This is a genomic window from Cellulomonas endophytica (assembly GCF_004123805.1).
Classification (GTDB): Bacteria; Actinomycetota; Actinomycetes; order Actinomycetales; family Cellulomonadaceae; genus Cellulomonas; species Cellulomonas endophytica.
The window spans coordinates 31,881-54,332 of sequence record NZ_RWJX01000015.1; the positions used below are offsets into that span (position 1 = coordinate 31,881).

Genomic DNA, 22,452 nt, shown 5'->3' on the forward strand with positions numbered 1-22,452 from the left:
GCCCCGTCCGCCGACGGGCGCCGGGCCGCCGGGCGGTGTCTGATGGACGGGCGCGCCGCGCCGGGCAGGACCCGTCCCCCGGCCGCGCACCCCCGCACCACCACCACCGCAGGAGGACGCCCGCATGGCCGCCGTACCGACGATCACCCTCAACAACGGCGTCAGGATCCCGCAGCTCGGGTTCGGCGTGTTCCAGGTCCCGCCGGAGGAGACGGCCGCCGCGACGGCGACCGCCCTCGAGGTCGGCTACCGCCACATCGACACCGCGCAGATGTACGGCAACGAGGCGGGCGTCGGCGAGGCGGTCCGGGCCTCGGGCCTGGCGCGCGACGAGGTCTTCGTCACGAGCAAGCTCAACAACGACAGCCACGACCCCGAGGCTGCGCTCGCCGCCTTCGAGCGCACGACGGCCGCGCTCGACCTCGGCCACGTCGACCTGTTCCTCGTCCACTGGCCGCTGCCCGGCGTCGGCGACTTCGTCGAGACCTGGCGCGCGATGGAGGAGATCTACCGCAGCGGCCGGGCCCGCGCGATCGGCGTCTCGAACTTCCAGGTCCACCACCTCAACCGGCTCATGGCGGAGACCACGATCACGCCGGCGGTCAACCAGATCGAGGTCCACCCCTACCTCGGCAACGAGGAGGTCCGGGCCTTCGGCCGCGAGCACGGCATCGCCACGGAGGCGTGGTCCCCGATCGCGCAGGGCCTCGTGCTCGACGACCCGGCGGTCGTGCGCGTCGCGGAGGGCGTCGGCCGCACGCCGGCGCAGGTCGTGCTGCGCTGGCACCTCCAGCGCGGCGACATCGTCTTCCCCAAGTCCGTCACCCGTGCCCGGGTGGAGGAGAACTTCGCCCTGTTCGACTTCGAGCTCGACGAGGTCGCCATGGCCTCGCTCACCGCGCTCGACCGCGGGCAGCGCACCGGTCCCGACCCGGACACGTTCAACTACGTGCCCTGAGGCGCCGCACGACGAGGGGGGACGCCGCCGGACGCCGGTGGCCGTCCCCCCTCGTCGTGCCGCCTGGCGGACGGCGACCGACGCCGGGGCCGTCGTGCGACAGACTGGCGACGCTCGGGGGCGTCCGGCGTCCCCGGCCACCGGACGCGCCCGCGTCCGGCCCCGACCGGAGGAGACGCACGAGGATGAGCACCGAGCCGCAGGTCGGCGAGGCGGAGATCGGCGTGACCGGGCTGGCCGTGATGGGCCGCAACCTGGCACGCAACTTCGCCCGTCACGGCTTCGTCACGGCGGTCCACAACCGCTCGAACGCCCGCACCCGGTCGCTCGTCGCGGACCACGGGGACGAGGGGACGTTCGTCGCCTCGGAGTCGTTGGAGGGCTTCGTCGCCTCGCTGGCGAAGCCGCGCAAGGTCGTCGTCATGGTGAAGGCCGGCGGCCCGACGGACGCCGTCATCGACGAGCTCGTGCCGCTGCTGGAGCCGGGCGACATCGTCGTCGACGCCGGCAACGCGCACTTCCCGGACACGATCCGCCGCGAGCGGGCGCTGTCGGAGAAGGGCCTGCACTTCGTCGGGTCCGGCGTCTCGGGCGGCGAGGAGGGCGCGCTCCTCGGCCCGTCGATCATGCCCGGCGGCACCCCCGAGTCCTACGCGTCCCTCGGCCCGATCCTCGAGGCGATCTCGGCGAAGGTCGACGGCGTCCCCTGCTGCACGCACGTCGGTCCCGGCGGCGCCGGCCACTTCGTCAAGATGGTGCACAACGGCATCGAGTACGCCGACATGCAGCTCATCGCGGAGGCCTACGACCTGCTCCGCCAGGGCCTGGGCGCCTCGGCGCAGGAGATCGGCGACGTGTTCGCCGAGTGGAACACCGGCGACCTCGAGTCCTTCCTCATCGAGATCACCGCCGACGTGCTCCACCACACCGACGCCCGCACCGGCGGCGCGTTCGTGGACGTCGTGGCCGACGCGGCCGAGCAGAAGGGCACCGGCCGCTGGACGGTGCAGAACGCCCTGGACCTCGGCGTGCCGATCACGGGCATCGCGGAGGCCACCTTCGCGCGCGCCCTGTCCGGGTCCGCCCCGCAGCGCGCCGCCGCCGTCGGCACGCTGCCCGCGGACACGCAGCCCTGGAGCGTCCCGGACCGCGACGCGTTCGTCGAGGACGTCCGCAAGGCGCTCTACGCGTCCAAGGTCGTGGCCTACTCGCAGGGCTTCGACCAGATCGCCGCGGCGTCGGCCGAGTTCGGGTGGGACATCGACCGCGGGGCCATGGCGCGCATCTGGCGCGGCGGCTGCATCATCCGCGCCCGCTTCCTCAACCGGATCACCGAGGCCTACGAGCGCGACCGCGAGCTGCCCCTGCTCCTGGCCGACCCGTACTTCACCGCGGCCGTGTCCGACGGCGTGGCGGCCTGGCGGCGCATCGTCGCGGCGGCCGCCACGCACGGCGTGCCGACCCCCGCGTTCTCGTCCTCGCTCGCGTACTACGACGGCGTGCGCGCCGAGCGGCTGCCCGCCGCGCTCATCCAGGCGCAGCGCGACTTCTTCGGCGCGCACACCTACCGGCGCACGGACGTCGAGGGCACCTTCCACACGGACTGGTCCGGCGACCGCACGGAGCAGGACGCCTGAGTCGGGACGCCCGACGCAGCGCAGGACGCACGACGAGGGGCCCGGCGGCACGTCCGCCGGGCCCCTCGCCCGTCCCGCCGCCCGTCCTCAGCGCCCCGCGCGGGCCCGGTCGAGGAGGCCGCGCACGTAGGCGGCCTGGCCGGCGTGCTGGACGTCGTCGTCGAGGATGCTCACGAGCCGGACGCCCAGGGTGACCGGCGGGTCCCAGGCCTCGTCGACGACGACGTCGAGGTCGTCGTCCTCCAGCCGCACGAGGTAGGCGGCCGTGGCGGCGCCGACCGCGTCGACGTAGCCGAGCAGCACGTCGGGGTCGACGCGGACCCGCGCGACCTCGTCGGCGGACTGGCCGTACCCCGTCTCGGCGTCGTCGAAGGGCAGGCCCGCCCGGGCGGCCCAGCCCTGGGACGTCCACAGCTCCTCCGTGCCGGCCAGCGGCGCCACCTGCGCGTCCTGCCCCCGGGCGGCGTGCCACACGAGCCACGCCACCGTGTTCGCCGACGGGTCGGGCCGCCAGGCGAGGCCCTCCTCGTCGAGACCCTCGACCGCCGCCCGCAGCAGCGGCCCCACCCGGCCGAACCCCTCCACCAGCACGTCCGACGCCCGCATGCGCACCCCTCCGGTCCGGTCGGCGCGGCCCGGTGCCCCGCCGTCGGCCCACCGTCACACGTCCCGGCGGCGGCCGCAGGACCGGCGCCGGCGGCAGCGGTCAGTCCTGGACGACGAAGCCCGAGATGCCCTGGGGCTCGTCCTCCCGGACGTCGAGGTCGTCCACGCGCGCCCCCGGCGGGCCCTCGCGGAACCAGGCGAGCACCGCGCACACGGCGTGCTCCTCGCCCTCGAGGGAGGCCTCCACCGTGCCGTCGCTGCGGTTGCGCACCCACCCGCTCACGGAGTGCTGCTCGGCCTCGCGCGCCGCCGACCAGCGGAAGCCGACGCCCTGCACGGCCCCCGTGGCGACGACCCGGCGCCGGATCACGGTGCGACCGCCGCGGCACCCGTCGCGCGCCCCTCGTCCCCTGCCCGGCTCCGCCCCTCGTCCACGGGTGCCCACCCCTCCCCTGCCGGCCGCCGCGCGGCGCCGTCGCCGCGGACGGCACGGACGCCGCCCGACCCCGCCATCGTGGCAGCCCGCGCCCGGGGTGCACACCCCCGCCGCCGCCCGGCCGCCGCCCCGCCGCCGCCCCGCCGCCGCCCCTCCGCCGCCCCTCCGCCGCCCCTCCGCACGTCGGCGTCGCACTCTCCCGTCGCCGTCGCACCTCCAGGTGCGTCACCGACGGCGGAGTGCGACGCCGACCCCCGGTCCGACGGTGCGGACGCGACGAGGCGGGACGGGGCGGCGGGGCGGGCCCGAGGGGCGGGGGCGACGCGCACGATCCGGCGCGCCGTGGGGGCGCGGTGCGTCGCGGAGCACGCGGGGGGTCGGGGAGGGCTCGGTGCCCCACCGGCAGGACGGCGTCGGCGTCGCACTTCTCCGTCGCCGTCGCACCTCCAGGTGCGTCACCGACGGCGGAGTGCGACGCCGAGCGGATCCGGCGGAGCGGACGCGACGAGGCGGGACGGGAGGGCCGGGCGGGAGGGCCGGGAGGGCCGGGAGGGCCGGGCGGGAGGGCGGGGCGGGAGGGCCGGGCGGGACGGCGGGGCGGGAGGGCCGGGCGGGACGGCGGGGCGGGAGGGCCGGGCGGGACGGCGGGGTGGATCGGGAGGGTGGGGCGTCAGACCGCGAGGCGCTCGACGCCGGCGGCGAACAGCCACGGCGCCCGCACCGCCGCCGGGACGAGCGCGCCCCGCAGCGGCGAGGTGGCCACGGCGACCAGCGTCGTCGTCAGCGCCCGGTAGTCGCGGGTCGCGGCGGACCACGCCCGCTCGTAGGCGTGCGGGTCCTCCAGGTGCGCGACGGCGGCGTGCGCCTGCGCCAGCCCGAGGCGCAGCCCCTCGCCCGTGAGCGCGTCGACGTACCCCGAGGCGTCGCCGACGAGCCGCACCCGTCCCGCCGTCCGGGCCCGGGTGCGCTGCCGCAGCGGCCCGGCGCCGCGCACCGGGCCGTCGTGCTCGGCACCGGCGAGCCGGCCCGCCAGCTCCGGCAGGCCCTGCAGCGCCCGGTCGAGGTCCAGGGGCGCGGGCCCGAGCACCGCGACCCCGACGAGGTCCGGCGCCACGGGCGTCACGTAGGCCTCGACGTCCCGGCCCCAGTGCACCTCGACGAGGTCCGTCCACGGCGCGAGGCGGTAGTGGCGGCGGAGGCCGTAGCGCCGGCGACCGACGGCTCGGGGCCGCTCCGGCACCTCCAGGCCCGCCAGCCGGCGCACGGTCGAGTGCAGCCCGTCGCACGCGAGCACCCAGCCTGCGGTGAGACCGTCGACCCCCGGCCCGGCCAGGCGCACGCCGTCGGGACCCTGCTCGATCCCGGTCACGCGCCCGGCCCGCCGCTCGATCCCCCGCTCCGCGACACGGTCGCCCAGGGCGGCGGCCAGGACGGTGCGGCGCACGCCCCGTCCGCCCGGCCCGGCGAAGCGGTGCTCCGCGCGCCGGGTGCCGCCGACGTAGGCGATGCCCGCCAGCCGGCGGCCGGGCGGGTCGACCCCCAGGCGCGCCAGACCCGCGACGGCCCCGGGCATGAGTCCCTCGCCGCACGCCTTGTCGACGGGGCCTTGGCGGGGCTCCACGACGAGCACGGACCGGCCCGCCGCGTGCGCCTCCAGCGCCGCTGCCAGCCCGACGGGGCCGCCGCCGACGACGAGCACGTCGACGTCGGGACGCGGGGTCACGGCCGTGCCGTCGAGGACGGCGGCCCGACCGGGCCGACCGGGCCGACCGGGCCGACCGGTGCGGCGGGTGCGGCGGGTGCGGCGGGTGCCGCCACCGCCTCGCGCAGCGCGCGCTCCTCCGCCGGGATGCGGAACCCGAGCAGCAGCACCGCGTTGAGCACGGACGCCACGAGGGCCGTCACCCACGCGCCGTGCACCAGGGGCAGCGCCGCGAGCTCGAGGACGACCACGAGGTAGTTCGGGTGCGGCAGCCACCGGAACCGGTAGGGCCCGCGCGTCACGAGCGGCAGGCCGGGCACCACGACGATGCGGGTGTTCCAGCGCTCGCCGAGCGAGGCGATGCACCACCACCGGACGGCGTTGGCGAGCAGGACCCCGGCGAGCGCCACCCAGCCCACGGCGGGCACGAACGGCCGGTCGGCCGCGTGCACCTCGACGACGCACCCGATCAGCCACGCGGTGTGCAGCGCGACCATGGCGGGGAAGTGGCCCCGGCCGTGCTCGGTGCCGCCGTGCGCGAAGGCCCAGGCGGCGTGCCGCCGGGAGACCACCATCTCGACGAGCCGCTCCGCGGCCGCCGCGGCGACGAGCAGGTCGAACAGCAGGACGGACGACATCTCAGGACCCCCAGCGCAGCGCGACGAGCTCGGCGGTGACCCCGGGCCCGAACGCCAGGAGGACGCCGAGGTCGCCCGGGGCCGCGTCCGTCGCCGCGAGCACGTGGAGCACCGCGGCCGAGGACAGGTTCCCGGCGGCGGCGAGGGAGGCACGGCTCGTCGCGAGCGCGTGGTCGGGCAGGCCCAGCGCGTCCCCCACGGCGTCGAGGATCCGGGGGCCGCCGGGGTGGGCCACCCAGGCGTCGACGTCGGGGACCGTCGCGCCCAGGGGGGCCAGCAGCGCCGCCACGTCGTCGCCCACGTGCTGCGCGACGACGTCGGCCATGCCCCCCGACAGCACGATCCGCAGGCCCGAGGAGCCGACGGACCAGCCGAGCGCGTCGGCCGTCCCCGGGTAGAGGGCCCGGTGCGTCCCGACCAGGTCCGGCCCGGGGCCCGCGCCGTGCCCGTCGCCGACCACCACGGCCGCCGCGACCCCGTCGCCGAACAGCCCGCTCGCGACGAGGTTCGCCGTCGAGTCGTCACCGTGCTGGAGCGTGAGGGAGCAGAGCTCGACGCACAGCAGCACGGCGACGTGGTCCGGGTGCCCCGCGAGCAGGTCGTCGACGCGGGCGAGCCCGGCGGCCCCGCCGACGCAGCCCAGGCCGAACCCCGGCCAGCGGCGCAGGTCCGGCCGCATCCCGAGCCGCTGCGCGACGAGCGCGTCGAGGGACGGGGCGTGCACGCCGGTGACGGTGGTGAAGACGAGGTGGTCGACGTCGGCGGGGCGCAGGCCGGCGGCGTCGAGGGCGTCCCGCACCGCGCGCTCGGCGAGCTCCAGCCCCTCGCGCAGGAACAGGTCGTTGGCCTCCGTGAAGGACTGCACGGCGGCGTACTTCTCCAGGGGCAGCGCGAGGTGGCGCGTCCGGACGCCGGCCGAGGCGTGCACGCGGCGCAGGAGGGCCAGCCGGCGGGGGTCCGACGTCAGCAGCCCCGCGATCTCCTCGGTGATCTCCGCCTGCGGGTGCACGTGCTCGGGCAGCGCCGTGGCCACCGCCGCGATCCGGGACATGCCCCGGATGCTCGCACGCGACACGCCGCACCGCCGCCGGGGCGCGCGCGGACGCGGGCCGCTCCTCAGCCGCCGGCGACGAGGAGCACGACGGCGATCCCGGCCACCGCCATCGCCGCGGTGAAGGGGCGGCGTCCCCCGGGGCGACGCACGGCCTCGAGCACGCACCAGGCCGTGAGGGCCGCGGCGCCGACGAGCCCGGCGAGGGCGAGCGGCCCCGGCGCCCCGGCGGGGGCCAGCGCGACGAGGAGCACGGCCGCCAGCAGCAGCGCGACGGTCGCGAGCAGCGCCCGCCGCCGGCCCAGCCGGTGCGGCAGCCCGCGGACGCCGGTGGCGGCGTCGTCGTCGAGGTCGGGGAGCACGTTGGCCAGGTGCGCGCCGACCCCGAGCAGCGCGGCGGCGGCGGTCGTGGCGGCCGGGGCCGGCGAGCCCCCGGGGAGCGCGACCGTGGCGACCGACGGCAGGGTGCCGAAGGCCACCGCGTAGGGCAGCCACGACCACACGGTCGCCTTGAGACCGGCGTTGTAGGCCCAGCCGCCCGCCACGACGACGAGGTGCGCCAGGCCCGCGCGCACCCCGAGCGCCAGGGACAGCGGCACCGCGACGACGAGGGCGGCGAGCGCCGCGGTGCGCAGGAGCGGCGCCGTCACCTCGCCGGCGACGACGGGCTTGTCGGCCCGCCCGACGGCGACGTCGCGCCCCGCGTCGATCCAGTCGTTGGACCACCCGATGCTCAGCTGGCCGGCCAGCACGGCGACTCCCACCGCGAGAGCCCGTGCGCCCAGCCCGACGCCGAGCGCGTACGCCACCGCGAAGGCCGTGACGGCCGCGGCGGGCAGGGGGTGGGTCGCCGCGACGAGCCCGTGCAGCCTGCGCACCGCCACCCCCACCGGCACCGCCACCTGCCCTCCGGGCACCTGCCCCTGCGGGCGCGGGCGCGCCGGCCGTCATCCTGCCAGGGTGGACCCGGAGCCGTCGCGCCGTCGCCGGCCCGTCACCACCACCCGTCGCCCCGGAGGTCCCCGTGCAGGTCCGGCTCCCCCTGACCGAGGCGCTCGACGCCGCCCGCTCCTCGGGGAGGCTCCCGTCCTTCGTCGTGGGCGCCGCCCCGACCGACGACGGGGTGGCGCTGCGCGTCGACCCGCAGGGCGTCCCCGGGCTGTCCGGCGCGGTGCGGTTCGCCGCGTCGCTGGCCGGTCCCGTCGAGGTCGTCGTGCGCTGGGTCGGGCTCGCCGACGGCGACGCGACCTTCGCCATCACCTCCCACGCCCGGGCCCTGCCGCTGCACACCCTGGCGAACATGCTCTCGACCACGCTCACGGGCATCCTGCGCCAGCGCGGGCTCGGGGACCTCGTCGAGGTGCGGCGCGGCACGGAGGAGCCGCTGCTCGTCGTGCACGTGCAGCGGGCCCTGGACCGCCAGGTGCCCGGCGCGCGGCTCGTCGACCTCGCGCTGGCCGGCGGTGCCGCGCACGTCGAGGTCGACCTCAGCGGCGCCCGCCCGGCCGGCCCGGCCGTCTGAGACGCGCCCGGTCCTCGACCGCGGCCCGGCGGCACCGCCCGCGCCCCTAGGGTGCGGCCGTGCCCACCGTCGCCGCCGTCCTGGCCACCGTCGTCCTCGCCGCGCTCGCCGTCCTCCAGGCCGCGCTCGCCGGCGGTGCCCCGTGGGGGCGGCTCGTCTGGGGCGGCGGGCACGCGGGTCGGCTCCCGACGGGCCTGCGCGTGGGCAGCGCGGTGTCCGTCGTGGTCTACGCCCTGCTGGCCGCGGTGCTCCTGGACCGGGCCGGGGTCGTCGCCACGCCGCTGCCGGAGGGCGTCGTGCGCGTCGGCGCCTGGGTCCTCGTCGGGTACTTCACGCTCGGGGTGCTGCTCAACGCGATCTCGCGCAGCCCGGCCGAGCGCGCCGTCATGACGCCCGTCTCGCTCGTCCTGGCGGTGTGCGCGCTCCTCGTCGCCCTCGCTCCCTGAGGCCCTCCTCACCGGCCCGTGGAGGCTGCGCCCAGGGGACGCGCCGAAGCCGGGACGCCGGCACGGGCGCTCTGCCACGATCGGCCGGTGACCCTCGTCGGCCCCGCCCCGTCGGCGCCCGCACGTGCCCGGCTCGCCGGCCTGGCCTCGCGCCGCCGGCGGCTGTGGGCCTGGGCGCTCGACGCGCTGCTCCTGGCCGGGGTCACCTGGTGGGTCGCCGGCGACGGGGTGGAGGCGCCCCTGCCGACGTCCGTCGCGCTGCCCCCGTTCGTGCTCCCCGAGGGGCGGACCGCGCCCGGGCCCTGGGTGGCGCTCGGACTCCTCCTCGTCCTCCAGGGTCTGACGGGGCAGACGCCCGGCAAGCAGCTGCTCGACGTGGCGGTCGTCGACGCGACGACGCGACGTCCCGTCGGGGTCGTTCGCGTCCTGCTGCGCCAGCTCGCGCACCTCCTCGACGGGATCCTGCTGCTGGGGTACCTGCGGGCGGCCCTGCACCGCGAGCGCCGGACCTTCGCCGACAGCCTCGCCCGGACCCTCGTCGTGCGGGGAGGGGCCGTCGTCCGGCGGGACGGGTCGCCGCGCACCCCCGAGGACGAGCGCGTCACGGCGGCGGCCCTCGTCGTGGTCCTGCTGGGCATCGGGCTCGCCCTCCCGTGGGCGACGACGTCCCGCACGGCGGCCCCGACGCCCCTGGTCTGCCGCACCACCGACGCCGCCGCGGGGGTCGTCGCCACCGCCACAGCCGACGCCGCGACCACTACGTCCCAGTGGCGGCTGTGGGTCCGCCGGACGACCGCCTCGACACCGACCACGGTCCGGTGGTCGTGGCCCGAGGGCGCCCTCGACGGACGCGCCGTCGGCATCCACACGACCGTGCACGTCCCCAGCGACGGGCTCGTCGACGAGACCTCCGTGTCCGGGGGCCACGAGCCCCCCGCCTGGCCCGGGTCGCCGGTGCAGCGCGACGGTGCCGTCGTCGAGCTGCACGGCACCCGGCCGGTCGCGGACGGCTGGGTGCTCGCCAGCACGCTGAAGGTCGACGACCGCGTGGTGGCGGACTGCCGCCTCGACGCGCGCGCCGGCCGGCGCGGGGCCTAGACGAGCTCGAGGACGCCCAGGTCCAGGGCCAGGCGGGTGTCCAGGGTGACGTAGCCCTTCTCGTCGAAGAGGACGGTGACCCGGTCCTGCTCGACGACGGTCACCGCGCCCTCGCCGAACTCCTCGTGGTGCACCCGCTGGCCGGGGCGCACCCGCGCGTCCTCCGTGACCTCCTGGCTCGTGCCGCGGTCGCACGAGTCGCAGCGGCCGCACGGGTCGCGACGCTCCTCCCCCAGCAGCTCCAGCAGCAGCCGGCGGCGGCAGTCGAGGGTGTCGGTGTAGGTGCGCACGAGCTCCACCCGCGACAGCTCGAGCTCGTGCTCGCGCTCGCGCTGCTCGCGCACGGCGCGCAGGACGGCGTCGGCGGAGCGGTCGTCGCCCCGCAGGTAGCCCTCGCCCTGCGCGACGGCGGCGCCCACGCCGAGCAGCGCCGTCAGCGCGCGGGCCGCGGTGCGCGCCGACATGCCGGCCCCGCGCCCGAGCGCCTCGCGGTCCACGGGCTCGCCGCCCACGGCGGGCAGCGCCGCGAGCACCGCACGCACCGTCGCCGGGCGCGAGCCCGTCCCGGAGCGCAGGTAGTGGTTGAGGCCGAAGTCGTCGGGGCGGTGCACCACGACGGCCCGCGCCGGGGCCTCGTCGCGGCCCGCGCGGCCGATCTCCTGGTAGTAGGCGTCCAGGGACGGCGGCGGTCCGGCGTGCACGACCCAGCGCACGTCCGGCCGGTCGACGCCCATGCCGAACGCGCTCGTCGCGACGACGAGGTCGGCCTCGCCGCCGAGGAAGGCGTCCTGGACCTGCGAGCGCCGCCGGTCGGGCAGGCCCGCGTGGTAGACGAGCGCGTCCAGCCCCTCGCGCGCGAGCCGCTCGGCGAGCTCCTCGACGTGCCGGCGCGTGCGGGCGTAGACGATGCCGGCCCCCTCCGCGGCCAGCACCTCCTCCACGACGGCCTTGTCGCGCTCGTCGGCGCCGGACGCCGGGCGGCCGCCGAGCCAGATGTTGGGACGGTCGGCGTCGTGCACGAGCACGCGCGGGTCGACCATCCCGAGCCGCTCGGCGACCTCCTCGCGCACCCGGGGCGAGGCCGTCGCGGTCATCGCGAGCACCCGGGGACGCCCGAGGCGCTCGAGCGCGGGCCGCAGCAGCAGGTAGTCGGGGCGGAAGTCGTGCCCCCACTCGCTGACGCAGTGCGCCTCGTCGACGACGACGAGCCCGACGTCCGCGGCGGCGAGCGCCTCCACCACCACGTCGCGCTGCAGCTGCTCCGGAGCGAGCAGGAGCACGTCGAGGTCCCCCGTCCCGACGGCCTCGAGCGCCTCGCGCGACTGCTTCGGGGTCACGGACGAGCTCACGGACGCCGCGCGCACGCCGGCCTCCCCGAGCGCCCGGACCTGGTCGCGCTGGAGCGCCACGAGCGGGGAGACCACGACCGTCGCCCGCCCCGAGACGAGGGTGCCGATCGCGTAGACCGCCGTCTTGCCGGCGCCCGACCGGGCGACGAGCACCGTGTCGCGGTCCACCAGCCCGCCGAGGGCGTCCCGCTGCGCGGGCCGCAGCTCCGCGCCCGGGCCCAGCACCCGCTCCACCGCCGCGTCCAGCCCGATCCCGCCCGACGCGTCCGTCCGCTGCTGCATCTGCGCGTTCCTCACCGCTCGCCCCAGGCCCGCGTCCGCTGCTCGGCGGGGCCCGACGACGCTACGACCGGCCCCGTCGGCGCGCGCGGCGGCGGCCCGGTCCCGGCTGGGGCCGCTCTCAGCGGGGCCCGCGGGGGTCCCGGCCCGCCCGCGGCACGAACCCGCCGCGGCCGTCCGGCTCCCACCGGGCGCCCCGCTCCGGGGTCGTCAGGACCTCGCGCAGCGCCCCGGCCAGGGTCTCGACGTCCGCGAGCGAGGTGGCGGCGTGGGCGCTCACGCGGACCGCGCCCGGCAGCGCGTCCGCCCGGCCCGCGCGCGCGTCGTCCCGGACGCGGGCGACCTCCTCCGGCGTCAGCCGCAGCAGCCGCGCCATGAGGGGGTGCGCGCAGAAGCAGCCGCTGCGCACGGACACCGCGTGCTCGTCGGCCAGCCGCGCGGCGAGCAGGCCGTGCGGGACCCCGTCGACGGCGAGGGCCGCCACCGGGAGGCGGTCGGCGTCCGTCGGGCCCAGGCGCCGGACGCCGGGGACGACCGCGGCGACGGCGGCCACCGCCGCGTCGATCGCCGCCCGCAGGTCGGCCTCGTGCGCGAGCACGGCGTCCCACCCGAGGGCGACCCGCTCCTCGACCGCGGCGGCGAGCGCCACGACCCCCAGGACGTTCGGGGTGCCGGCCTCGTCGCGGGCCGGCGCCTCGGCCCAGACCACGTCGTCGTCACCGACGGCGGCCACGGCCCCGCCGCCGACGAGGAACGGCTCGCCCTCGTCGAGCACGGCGCGCGGGACGACGAGGGCCCCGGCGCCGTAGGGCGCGAACATCTTGTGGCCGGAGAAGGCGAGGACGTCGATGCCGGTGGTGGCCATGTCGACGGGCCGGTGCGGGACGAGCTGCGCCCCGTCGACGACGACGAGCACCCCCCGCCGCCGCGCCTGCGCCGCGATCGCCGCCAGGGGCGGCACCCAGCCCGTGACGTTGGACGCGCCGGTGACGGCGAGCACCCGTGGGCGCGGGGCCTCCTCGAGCGCGCGCACGACGTCCTCGACGCCGAAGGTCCCGTCCGGCGCCACGTCGACGAGCCGCACCCGCGCGTACCGTCGCCACGGCAGGAGGTTCGCGTGGTGCTCCGCGGCCGTGCTCACCACCACGTCGTCCGGGGCCAGGCGCAGCCGGTGCGCCAGCAGGTTGAGCGCCTCCGTGGTGCCGCGCGGGAAGACGACGTGGTGCGTCGCGGCGTCCGCGCCGACGAACGCCCGGACCGTCTCGCGCGCCGCGTCGTAGCGCTCGCTCGTCCACCGCGACTTGGCCCCCGCGCCCCGGTGCACGCTGGAGTACCACGGCAGGTGGTCCTCCACGGCGCGCTGCACGGCGCGCGAGACCGGCGTCGTGGCGGCGGCGTCGAGGTCCACGGACCGCCGGCTGCCGCCGCCGAGCACGGGGACGCGCACGTCGTCGCCGAGGAGGGCGAGCGCGGGGACGGCCGGCCGCGGCGGCGTGAGGAGGCTCATGCCCGAGGCATCGGCACGCGGGGCACCCGGGTGGAGCCCGGGGGGCACCGGGAGGAATCCTGCCCCGACCCCTCAAGGTCCCCGGGGGACCTGCCGATGCACCCGAGGTGCTCTCCCTCGCGCACCGCCGCCGCCCCGTCGCCCCCCGACGCCCCGGCGCCCGCCGCCCCCGGCTGACGGGCCGCGTCATCTGGGACCTGGCCGTGTGCATGGTCGGCCTCGGGCTCGTCGTCGGGGCCGTCTTCCCCCCGTTCGTCCAGGTCCTGGGGGTCGAGGTCGACCACGACGCGATGCCGCACCTGCGGGCCGCGTGCCTGGCGGCCGGCGCCCTCCTCGGCGCCGCCAACTTCGCGCTGTGCCGGGTCGTCGTCGGTGGCCGGCTGCGGGACCTGGCCGAGCGCCTGCGCGCCGTGGCCGCCTCCGTCGGGCCCGGCGGGCACGGGGAACGGACGGCCTCGACGACGGACCGCATCCGGGTCGACTCCGACGACGAGCTGGGCGACACGGCCCGGGCGTTCAACGACCTGCTCGACGCCCTCGAGCACGGCGAGCACTTCCGCTCCCTCGTGCGCAACGCCAGCGACGTCATCACGGTCCTCGACGCGGAGGGCACCATCACCTACCAGACGCCGTCGGTGCAGGACGTCCTCGGGTACCGGCCGGACGCGCTCCTCGGCGCGCCGATGCGGGACGTGCTGCACGCCGAGGACCTGCCGGCCTTCGCCGCCTTCCTCGCGGCCGTCACGGCCGGCGACCCGCTGGCGACCTCCGTGCGCAGCCGGATGCGGCACCGCTCCGCCGGGTGGCGCTGGGTCGAGACGGTGGCCAACGACCTGCGCGACGACGCCGCCGTCGGCGGGCTGGTGCTCATGACGCGCGACGTCGAGGACCGCACGGAGCTCGAGGAGCGCCTGCGCGCGCAGGCCTTCCGCGACCCGCTGACGGCGCTGCCCAACCGCGCGCTGTTCATGGAGCGGCTGCACGCGGCGGAGGGCGCGCAGCGGGGGGCCGGGCGGCCGTTCGCGGTGCTCTTCGTCGACCTCGACGACCTCAAGACCGTCAACGACACGTTCGGCCACGGGCACGGCGACACCCTGCTGCGGGCGGTCGCGGAGCGGCTGGTCGAGGCGTCCGACCCGGGGGACGTCGTGGCCCGGCTCGCGGGCGACGAGTTCGCCGTCCTCCTCGAGGGCGACGACGCCGCGGAGCGCGCGGGCCGCGTCGCCGCGGACGTCCAGGCGGCCCTGCGCGCCCCCGTGGCCCTGGGCCGGGCCGTCGCACGCGCCGGGGCCAGCATCGGCGTGGCCACGTCGCAGACCTGCGGCGAGGGCGGCATCGGGGTGCTGCGCGCGGCGGACCTGGCGATGTACGCCGCGAAGACCGCCGGCAAGGGCCGCACCCAGACCTTCCTGCCGCAGCACCACCGCGAGCAGCTCGAGCGCGAGGGGCTGCGCGCCGACCTGCACCGGGCGCTCGACGACAGGGCGCTCCACCTGCACTACCAGCCGATCGTCGAGCTGCCCACGGGCCGGATCACCGGCTACGAGGCCCTGGTGCGGTGGCAGCACCCCACGCTCGGCGCCGTGCCGCCGAGCCGCTTCGTGCCGCTCGCCGAGGACAGCGGGCTCGTCGTCCCGCTGGGCCGCTGGGTGCTGCGGGAGGCGCTCGCGCAGGCCCGGCGGTGGGCCGACGCCGGCGCCGACCTCGGCATGAGCGTCAACGTCTCCGCCCGCCAGGTGACGCACCCGAGCCTCGTCGCCGACGTGGCCGACGCGCTCCGGGACGCCGGCATCGCCCCCGGCAGGCTCACGCTGGAGATCACGGAGTCGCTCCTCGTGCAGGACACCCCGGAGATCGCCGACACGCTCGCGCGGCTCAAGGCGCTCGGCGTCCGGCTCGCGCTGGACGACTTCGGCACGGGCTACTCCTCGCTGTCCTACCTGCGCCGCTTCCCCATCGACGTGCTGAAGATGGACAAGTCCTTCGTCGACGGCGTCGCCACGAGCGCCGAGGACCGCGCGCTGGCGCAGGCCATCATCCGCCTCGGCCGCACCCTGGGCCTGGAGGTCGTCGCCGAGGGCCTCGAGCACGCCGACCAGGTGGCCGTCGTCGAGGGTCTCGACTGCCCGCTGGGCCAGGGCTACCGGTTCGCCGAGCCCCTGCCGGCCGCGCTCGTGCCGCACCTGTCGGGGGCGGTGCTCGGGCGGGGCGCGGGCGTCGTCGCCGCCGCCTGAGAGGACCCGCTGAGAGGACCCCGTGGGAGGGCCCCGGAGTGCGGGCGCGCGGAGCCGTCCCGGGCCGCCATGCTGGGCCCGTGCGCCCTCCTCCCACCCCCGTCCGTCCCGGCCCCGGCCAGGAGTCCGTGTGGGACTACCCCCGCCCGCCGCGGGTGGCGGCGGACGGCCGCCGCGTCGAGGTGTGGCTCGGCGGGCGACGGGTCGCGACGACGGACCGCGCCCTGCGCGTGCTCGAGACGAGCCACCCGCCGACCTGGTACCTGCCGCGCGACGCCTTCGCGCCCGGCGCGCTGCGCGACGCGGAGGGCTCCTCGTGGTGCGAGTGGAAGGGCCGGGCGGCCTACCACGACGTCGTCGCCGGGGACGTCGTCGTACCGCGCGCGGCGTGGTCCTACCCCGCGCCGAGCGCCGGCTTCGAGATCCTCGCCGGGTCCGTCGCCGTCATGGCCGCGCTCGTCGACCGGTGCACGGTGGACGGCGAGGTCGTCACCCCCCAGCCGGGCGGCTTCTACGGCGGCTGGGTCACGGCGGACGTCGTCGGGCCCTTCAAGGGCGGCCCCGGCACCCACGGCTGGTAGGGCGACCACCGTGACGGGGACGGCTGCGGAGGCCGCCGGGCGGCACGCGGTGGTCGTGGGCGCCGGCATCGGCGGGCTGGCGGCCGCGGTCGGTCTCCACCGTGCGGGCTGGTCGGTGGGGGTGCTCGAGCGCGCGCCGGAGGTCCGGCCGGTGGGCGCGGGCATCGCGCTGGCGCCCAACGGGCTGCGCGCGCTCGACGTGCTCGGGCTCGGCGACGCCGTCCGCCGGCTCGCCTCGCCCCAGGGCGCCGGCGGGTTCCGCGAGCCCGGCGGGCGCTGGCTCCTGCGGCAGGACCTGGGCGCGGTGACGGCCGTGCTCGGGGACACCTTCGTCGTGCTCCGGCGGGCGGACCTCGTCGCCCTGCTGCTCGGCGCGCTGCCCGCCGGCACCGTGCGGACGGGGGTCGAGGTGCTCGCGGCCGACCCGGGGGACGCCCGCCGCCCGGCCACCGTGACGACGGCCGACGGCCGGGCGCAGGCCGACCTCGTCGTGGCGGCCGACGGGCTGCGCTCCCGGCTGCGGGGGGCGCTCTTCCCGGGCCACCCGGGCACCCGCCCCGCCGGCTACGTGGCGTGGCGGCTCCTGCCCCGGGTGGCCCCCGACGTCGCCCGGCTCGGGCAGTTCGAGACCTGGGGCCGCGGGCGGCGGTTCAGCGCGCTGGCCATGGCCGGCGGGGAGGTCTACTGCTGGGCCACGGTCTCGGCACCGCCCGGACGCCCGGTCGCCGACGACCGCGCCGAGCTGCTGCGGCTCTTCGGCGGCTGGCACGACCCCGTCGCGGCGCTCGTCCGGGCGACGCCGGCGGAGGCCGTGCTCCGGCACGACGTCCACGAGCTGGCGCGCCCCCTGCCCGCGCTGCGGGCCGGTCGCGTCGCGTTCGTCGGGGACGCCGGGCACGCGCTCACGCCGGACCTCGGGCAGGGCGGCGGCCTGGCCCTCGAGGACGCCGCGGTGCTCGCCCTGCGCGTGGGGGCGGCCGAGGACCTCGACGCGGCGCTCGCGACGTGGTCGGCGGAGCGGCTGCCGCGCGTGACGGCGATCGCGACCCGCTCGCGCCGCCTCGCACGCGTCGGCCAGCTGTCGGCGCCACCGCTCGTGGCGCTGCGGGCGCTCGGCCTGCGCACGGCCGGGCTCGTGCCCGCGGCCCTCACGGCGCGGGCGCTCACGCCCGTCGTCGGGTGGCGGCCGCCCGTGGTCGGCTGACGGGCCGACGTGTCGACCGGCCGACGGGCCGGCGGGCTGCCCGACCGACGGGGCGCCGGGGGCGGGGCCGCTCAGGCGCGCAGGCGGGCCGCGAGGGCGTCGGGGTCGGTGACGGGCAGCTCGCAGACGAACCCGCGGCAGACGTAGGCGGTGGGCCGGCCGCCGACGAGGGGACGGTCGCGCAGGAGCGGCACCTCCGCGGCCTCCGCGCCGGGGCCCGCGCCGGGGCCCGCGCCGGGGCCCACGGCGAGGACCGCCCCGGGGGCGGGCGAGCGGCGGGCGGCCCGCAGCAGCGCCCGCGTCGCCGGGTCCTGCGCCGGCCCGACCACCGCGACCTCCCGGGGCCCGTCCAGGAGGGCCTCGGCGACCGCGAGCGCGTGCCCGGCGGCGCGGGGGTACCGCGGCGCGAGGGCGAGGGGCTCGGCCAGGGCCGCCTCCGCCGCGGCCCGGTACCGGTGCTCGCCCGTGAGGGCCGCGAGCTGCAGCAGGGCGCCCGCGGCCGCCGCCTGCCCCGACGGGGTGGGGCCGTCGCCGATCTCCCGGGGCCGGCGGATCGTCGCCAGGACGGCGTCCGTGGCGTCGTCCGCGGTGTCGAAGAAGCCGCCGCGGCCGTCGGCGAACCGCCCCAGCACCGTGTCGAGCAGCGCCCGCGCGGCCGTCACCCACGCGGCGTCGCCCGTGGCGGCGTGCAGGGCGAGGTAGCCCTCCGCGACGAGGGCGTGGTCCTCCAGGACGCCGGGCGCGTCACCGACGACGCCGTCCCGCGAGGTGCGCGCGAGCCGTACGCCGCCGTCCGGGCCCGTCGTGGTGTGCCGGTCGCGCAGGAGCCGGGCGGCCCCCTCGGCCGCCGCGACCCAGTCCGGGTGCTCGAGCAGGGCGCCGGCCTCGGCGAGCGCGGCCACCGCGAGCCCGTTCCAGCCGGCCACGACCTTGTCGTCGCGGCCCGGGCGCGGACGCCGCTCCCGGGCGGCGAGCAGCCGGGCACGCACGTCCTCCCAGCGGCTCCAGCCCGGCCCGTCGGGCCCGTCCGGGTCCCGCCGCAGGGTCAGCACGGAGGCACCGTGCTCGAAGGTCCCGGCCTCGGTCACGCCGAGCAGGTCCGCCGCCCAGCCGGCGTCGGCCTCACCCAGGGCGTCGCGCAGGTCCTGCGGCGTCCAGGCGTAGAAGGCGCCCTCGCGGCTCACCCCGTCGGGGCCCGCGCTGTCCGCGTCCAGGGAGGACGCGAACCCGCCCTCGGCCGTGGCGAGCTCCCGCAGGAGAGAGCCGGCCACCCCCTCCGCGACGCGCCGGTCCGCCGGGTCGCCCGTGCTCCGCCAGGCGTGGGCGTAGGCGCGCAGCAGCAGGGCGTTGTCGTAGAGCATCTTCTCGAAGTGCGGCACCACCCAGCCGGCGTCGACGGAGTACCGCGCGAACCCCCCGCCCACCTGGTCGTGCATCCCGCCGCGCGCCATCGCGTCGAGCGTGCCGGTCGCCATGGTGAGCGCCTCGCCGGAGCCCGTGCGGGCGTGGTGGCGCAGCAGCCACTCGAGGAGCATCGACGGCGGGAACTTCGGCGCGCCGCCGAAGCCGCCCCGCGCCGCGTCGTAGCTGCTCGCCGCCGCCCGCAGCACGTCCTCGAGGCGTGCCTCGTCGACGACGGCCCCGGGCGGTGCGACGAAGGCCGGCCGGTCCCCCAGGGCCGTGCGGACGTCGTGGGCGGTCGCGTCGACCTCCTCGCGGCGCGTCGTCCAGGCCGCCGCCAGCGCGGCGAGCACCTGGGGGAAGGACGCGACGCCGTGGACCGGCACGGGCGGCAGGTAGGTCCCGCACCAGAAGGGGGCGCCGTCCGGCGTGGTGACCACCGTCATGGGCCAGCCGCCCTGGCCCGTCATCGCCTGCGTGGCCTCCATGTAGACGGCGTCGACGTCGGGGCGCTCCTCCCGGTCGACCTTGACGGCGACGAAGTGCGCGTTGAGGAACGCCGCCGTCCGCTCGTCCTCGAACGACTCGTGCGCCATGACGTGGCACCAGTGGCACGCGGCGTAGCCGACGGAGACGAGCACGGGCACGTCCCGCCGGCGCGCCTCCGCGAACGCCTCGTCGCCCCAGGGGAACCAGTCCACCGGGTTGTCGGCGTGCTGCTGCAGGTAGGGGCTCGTGCTGGCGGCGAGGCGGTTCGGCACCCCTCCACTGTCGCCGAGCCGCCGGGGCGGTGCGACCCGGGCACCCGGGCCGACCGGGCCGACCCGGGCGGCCCGCGTCAGCCGGCCCGGCGTCCCGCGAGCGCAGGCCCGGCGTCCCAGGCGGCCGTGCGGTTCTTGCCCGCCGCCTTCGCGGCGTACATGGCCAGGTCGGCGCGGTGCAGCGCCTCGCCGTCGGGCAGCCCGGGCGCGAGCGGCGCCGTCCCGATGCTCACGCCGACGCGCACGGCGCCGGTCGTCAGCGGCACGGGCGCCGCGACCAGCGCCACGAGCCGCTCGGCCAGGCGCGCGACGAGGGCGTCGTCGACCGGGCGCCCGGGCGCCGGGCGCAGCAGCACCGCGAACTCGTCGCCGCCGAGGCGGGCGCACACGTCCCCGGGCGCGGTGGCGTGCCGGAGCCGGTGCGCGGTCGTGCGCAGCACCTCGTCGCCGGCGGCGTGCCCCCGCGTGTCGTTCACGCGCTTGAAGTCGTCGAGGTCGAGGAACAGCACCGCTCCCGCGGCGCCCGGGGCCGCGAGGTGCTCCGCGACGAGGCGGTGGAACTCCGCGCGGTCGGCCAGCCCCGTGAGGGTGTCGGTGGCGGCCTGCCGCGCGAGGGCCTCGTGGGCGGCGCTCGTCGCCAGGGCGAGGACGACGTGGCTCGACAGGGAGCGCACGGCCGTGAGGGCCTCCTCGCGCGAGGCGGCGGGCACGCCGACGAGCTGCCAGAGGCCGGGGCCGTCGGGCAGGGGCAGGCAGGACCAGCGCACCGCCTCCCCCGCCGCGTCCGCGAGGGCGGCGTCGTCGGCGACGGCCAGGACCGTCACGGTCTCCGCGCCGTCGCCCGCCCCGCCCACGGCGCGCAGGGCGGCCCGCCCGCCGGCGGCGGCGGCCCCCGGGGGCAGCACGCCGAGCGGGAGCCGCTCCGGCACCGCGCGCCAGGGCCCGGCCGTCCGCGCCACGACGAGGCCGTCCGCCTCCGCCCGGGCGACGAGCAGGCGCAGGCCGGGGGTCGCGTCGCACAGCGCGTCGGCGGTCGCGCCCGTGAGCCGGAGGATCTCCTCCCGGTCGCGCTCGCCGATGAGGGCCGTCCCCAGCCGCGCGAGGGCGGCGTCGCGCCGCTTCGCCTGCTCGCGGGCGAAGAGCCCGAGGGCCAGGTGCCGGGCCACGAGGACCGTCATGAGCATGATCGGCAGGGTCGGCACGACCGCGTCGAAGGGGGCGCTGCCGCGGCCCGGCACGAGCCCCCACACCGGCGTCGCGGCGACGAGGGCCACGGACGCGCCGACGCCGTACGCGACCACGCCGCGGGTCGTGCCGAACACGGCGCGGTACCACAGGGCCGGGAAGACGACCGCGAAGACCATGGCCGGCTCGGGGCAGGCGACGAGGAAGACGCCCAGGGCGACGGCCTCGACCACGCCGAGCCAGGCGCCGGTGGCCGGGCGGGCGGAGCGCAGGACCCACGCGCCCGACAGGAGCACCGTGCCGGCGACGAGGGCCGCCAGCGTCACGGGGGTCGCGCCGTGGACGAGCCCGGGCGCGACGAGCAGCAGCGAGGCCAGCCCGGCGAGCAGGTACAGCCAGCGCGTCCGGGCGACGAGCCCCGTCGGCGGCCGGAGCACGGCCGGCAGCGCCGGGGCCCACGCGGCCGCCCTGCGGGGGCGCGTCCCTGCGCCGGCCCCGTGCCCCATGTCGTGCCCTGCCCCTCGTGCCCGCGTCCGACCCGTCCGGACGACGGGGCCGTACCGCTCCCATCGGCACGGGGCGGCCCGGTCCCGACGCCCGCGGGCAGGCTCACCCGGACGGCCGAGCGACCCGCTCAGCCGGCGGCGAGCCGGTCGAGGGCGAGCCCGGCCAGCAGCGCGGCGGAGACCGGCAGGGCGCCGTCGTCGAAGCGCGCGGTCGGCGCGTGGTTGTAGGGCGCGGTCGCCGGGTCGGCACCGGGAGGGGTGGCGCCGACGAAGACGAAGGCACCCGGCACCTCCTCGAGCACGTAGGAGAAGTCCTCGGCGCCGGAGACGGGCCGCGACGCCGGGACGTAGGCGTCCGGGCCGAGCACCGTCGCCGCGACGCGCGCCACCCGGTCCACCTCGGCGGCGTCGTTGACCGTGACCGGGTAGCCGCGGACGTAGGACACCTCGGCGACGAGCCCGTGCGCGGCCGCGATGTGCTCGGCCGCGCGGGCGAGCCGGTCGGGCACCACGGCGTGCTGCTCGGGCGAGAAGGTGCGGACCGTCGCCGCGAGCACGGCCTCCGCCGGGATGACGTTCTCGGCCTCGCCGGCGCGGATGTGGCCGACGCTCACCACCACGGGGTCGTGGGCGTCGAACTGCCGCGTCACGACGGACTGGAACGCCAGCACGATCTCGGCGGCGACGTTGACCGGGTCGGCCGCCAGGTGCGGCATGGACCCGTGCCCGCCGCGGCCGCGGACGGTGACGGTCATGCGGTCCGAGGCCGCCATCGCGGTGCCCGCCCGGGCCGTGACCACCCGCAGCGGGACGAGCGAGGAGACGACGTGCACCGCGTAGGCGGCGACGACCCGCTCCCCGGCGGCGTCGAGCACCCCCTCGCCGAGCATGGCCCGGGCCCCGTGCTGCCCCTCCTCGCCGGGCTGGAGCATGAGCACGACGGACCCCGCCAGCCCCGCGCGGCGGGCGGCGAGCAGCCGCGCGGCCCCGACGAGCCCCGCGACGTGCAGGTCGTGCCCGCAGGCGTGCATCCGCCCGGGGTGCTCGCTGGTGAACGGCTCCCCCGACTCCTCCGTGACCGGCAGGGCGTCCATGTCGGCGCGCAGGAGCACGGCCGGCCCGGGCCGGCCGCCGCGCAGCACGGCGACGACGGAGGAGACCGTCCGGCCCGTGGTGACCTCCACGTCCAGGCCCTCGAGCGCGGCGAGCACCCGGGCCTGGGTGAGCGGCAGGTCCAGCCCGACCTCCGGGACCCGGTGCAGGTCGTGGCGCAGGTCGGCGAGGTCGGCGGCCATCGCCTCGGCCTCGGCCAGCAGCGCCGGGTCGGGCACGGGTCCGGTCGTCGTCACGG

Annotated in this window: 19 protein-coding genes; 8 read left to right on the forward strand and 11 right to left on the reverse strand. The window is 78.6% G+C overall.

All coding sequences use genetic code 11. The features are described 5' to 3' along the window. The first annotated feature begins 124 nt into the window (after positions 1-124). Positions 125-958 (forward strand): aldo/keto reductase, encoded by an 834-nt coding sequence (locus tag EJA20_RS06630; protein WP_129337372.1) that lies wholly within the window; start codon positions 125-127, stop codon positions 956-958. 185 nt (positions 959-1,143) lie between these two features. Then, positions 1,144-2,595, forward strand: coding sequence for an NADP-dependent phosphogluconate dehydrogenase (gndA, locus tag EJA20_RS06635; RefSeq protein WP_129337373.1), 1,452 nt, complete (start codon positions 1,144-1,146; stop codon positions 2,593-2,595). Positions 2,596-2,682: 87 nt separating this feature from the next. On the opposite strand, the gene EJA20_RS06640 is transcribed toward gndA, so the two are convergent. The 6 genes from EJA20_RS06640 to EJA20_RS06665 form a co-directional block, all read right to left on the reverse strand. After that, positions 2,683-3,201 (reverse strand): mycothiol transferase, encoded by a 519-nt coding sequence (locus EJA20_RS06640; protein WP_129337374.1) that lies wholly within the window; start codon positions 3,199-3,201, stop codon positions 2,683-2,685. A 100-nt stretch (positions 3,202-3,301) separates the two neighbouring features. Continuing rightward, positions 3,302-3,571 carry an acylphosphatase gene (locus tag EJA20_RS06645; RefSeq protein ID WP_129337375.1) on the reverse strand — a complete coding sequence of 90 codons (270 nt, stop codon included), beginning with the start codon at positions 3,569-3,571 and terminating at the stop codon, positions 3,302-3,304. A 736-nt stretch (positions 3,572-4,307) separates the two neighbouring features. After that, positions 4,308-5,360, reverse strand: coding sequence for an NAD(P)/FAD-dependent oxidoreductase (locus EJA20_RS06650; protein ID WP_129337376.1), 1,053 nt, complete (start codon positions 5,358-5,360; stop codon positions 4,308-4,310). After that, complete coding sequence (locus tag EJA20_RS06655) at positions 5,357-5,977, reverse strand: isoprenylcysteine carboxylmethyltransferase family protein (protein ID WP_129337377.1); 621 nt, start codon at positions 5,975-5,977, stop codon at positions 5,357-5,359. Before EJA20_RS06655 ends, EJA20_RS06650 begins: the two co-directional genes overlap by 4 nt. A 1-nt stretch (position 5,978) precedes the next feature. Beyond that, entirely contained in the window at positions 5,979-7,028 is a 1,050-nt protein-coding gene (locus tag EJA20_RS06660; protein ID WP_129337378.1) for a type III polyketide synthase, read from the reverse strand. A gap of 65 nt (positions 7,029-7,093) precedes the next feature. Then, a complete protein-coding gene (locus EJA20_RS06665) occupies positions 7,094-7,945 on the reverse strand; it encodes a UbiA family prenyltransferase (RefSeq protein ID WP_240675130.1) in 852 nt (283 codons plus the stop codon). Between the two features lie 107 nt (positions 7,946-8,052). Here EJA20_RS06665 and EJA20_RS06670 point away from each other — a divergent pair, with 107 nt between their 5' ends. The 3 genes from EJA20_RS06670 (at position 8,053) to EJA20_RS06680 (ending at position 10,094) form a co-directional block, all read left to right on the forward strand. Then, positions 8,053-8,550, forward strand: a complete 498-nt coding sequence (locus tag EJA20_RS06670; RefSeq protein ID WP_129337379.1) for a hypothetical protein — start codon at positions 8,053-8,055, stop codon at positions 8,548-8,550. 59 nt (positions 8,551-8,609) lie between these two features. Further along, on the forward strand, positions 8,610-8,996 hold the full coding sequence (locus EJA20_RS06675; protein ID WP_129337380.1) for a hypothetical protein: 387 nt from the start codon (positions 8,610-8,612) through the stop codon (positions 8,994-8,996). 87 nt (positions 8,997-9,083) lie between these two features. Then, the gene (locus EJA20_RS06680) at positions 9,084-10,094 is read left to right on the forward strand and encodes an RDD family protein (RefSeq protein ID WP_164983862.1); all 1,011 of its coding nucleotides are present in this window, start codon (positions 9,084-9,086) and stop codon (positions 10,092-10,094) included. Here the strand turns inward: EJA20_RS06680 and EJA20_RS06685 are convergent. Further along, the gene (locus tag EJA20_RS06685) at positions 10,091-11,725 is read right to left on the reverse strand and encodes a RecQ family ATP-dependent DNA helicase (RefSeq protein WP_129337382.1); all 1,635 of its coding nucleotides are present in this window, start codon (positions 11,723-11,725) and stop codon (positions 10,091-10,093) included. The genes EJA20_RS06680 and EJA20_RS06685 overlap by 4 nt on opposite strands. 118 nt (positions 11,726-11,843) lie before the next feature. Beyond that, the gene (locus EJA20_RS06690) at positions 11,844-13,229 is read right to left on the reverse strand and encodes an aminotransferase class V-fold PLP-dependent enzyme (RefSeq protein WP_205687402.1); all 1,386 of its coding nucleotides are present in this window, start codon (positions 13,227-13,229) and stop codon (positions 11,844-11,846) included. Positions 13,230-13,336: 107 nt separating this feature from the next. Here EJA20_RS06690 and EJA20_RS06695 point away from each other — a divergent pair, with 107 nt between their 5' ends. From EJA20_RS06695 to EJA20_RS06705, 3 genes are all read left to right on the forward strand, one after another. Further along, positions 13,337-15,463: a putative bifunctional diguanylate cyclase/phosphodiesterase gene (locus EJA20_RS06695; protein WP_129337383.1), complete on the forward strand. Its 2,127-nt coding sequence runs from the start codon at positions 13,337-13,339 to the stop codon at positions 15,461-15,463. Positions 15,464-15,543: 80 nt separating this feature from the next. Next, on the forward strand, positions 15,544-16,044 hold the full coding sequence (locus EJA20_RS06700) for a DUF427 domain-containing protein (RefSeq protein ID WP_129337384.1): 501 nt from the start codon (positions 15,544-15,546) through the stop codon (positions 16,042-16,044). 10 nt (positions 16,045-16,054) lie between these two features. Further along, positions 16,055-17,248 carry an FAD-dependent monooxygenase gene (locus tag EJA20_RS06705; protein WP_129337385.1) on the forward strand — a complete coding sequence of 398 codons (1,194 nt, stop codon included), beginning with the start codon at positions 16,055-16,057 and terminating at the stop codon, positions 17,246-17,248. A 71-nt stretch (positions 17,249-17,319) separates the two neighbouring features. On the opposite strand, the gene EJA20_RS06710 is transcribed toward EJA20_RS06705, so the two are convergent. The 3 genes from EJA20_RS06710 to EJA20_RS06720 form a co-directional block, all read right to left on the reverse strand. Next, a complete protein-coding gene (locus tag EJA20_RS06710) occupies positions 17,320-19,410 on the reverse strand; it encodes a thioredoxin domain-containing protein (RefSeq protein WP_129337411.1) in 2,091 nt (696 codons plus the stop codon). A 77-nt stretch (positions 19,411-19,487) separates the two neighbouring features. Beyond that, positions 19,488-21,032 (reverse strand): GGDEF domain-containing protein, encoded by a 1,545-nt coding sequence (locus EJA20_RS06715; RefSeq protein WP_129337386.1) that lies wholly within the window; start codon positions 21,030-21,032, stop codon positions 19,488-19,490. Positions 21,033-21,229: 197 nt separating this feature from the next. Continuing rightward, entirely contained in the window at positions 21,230-22,396 is a 1,167-nt protein-coding gene (locus tag EJA20_RS06720) for a M20 metallopeptidase family protein (RefSeq protein WP_129337412.1), read from the reverse strand. Positions 22,397-22,452: the final 56 nt, after the last annotated feature.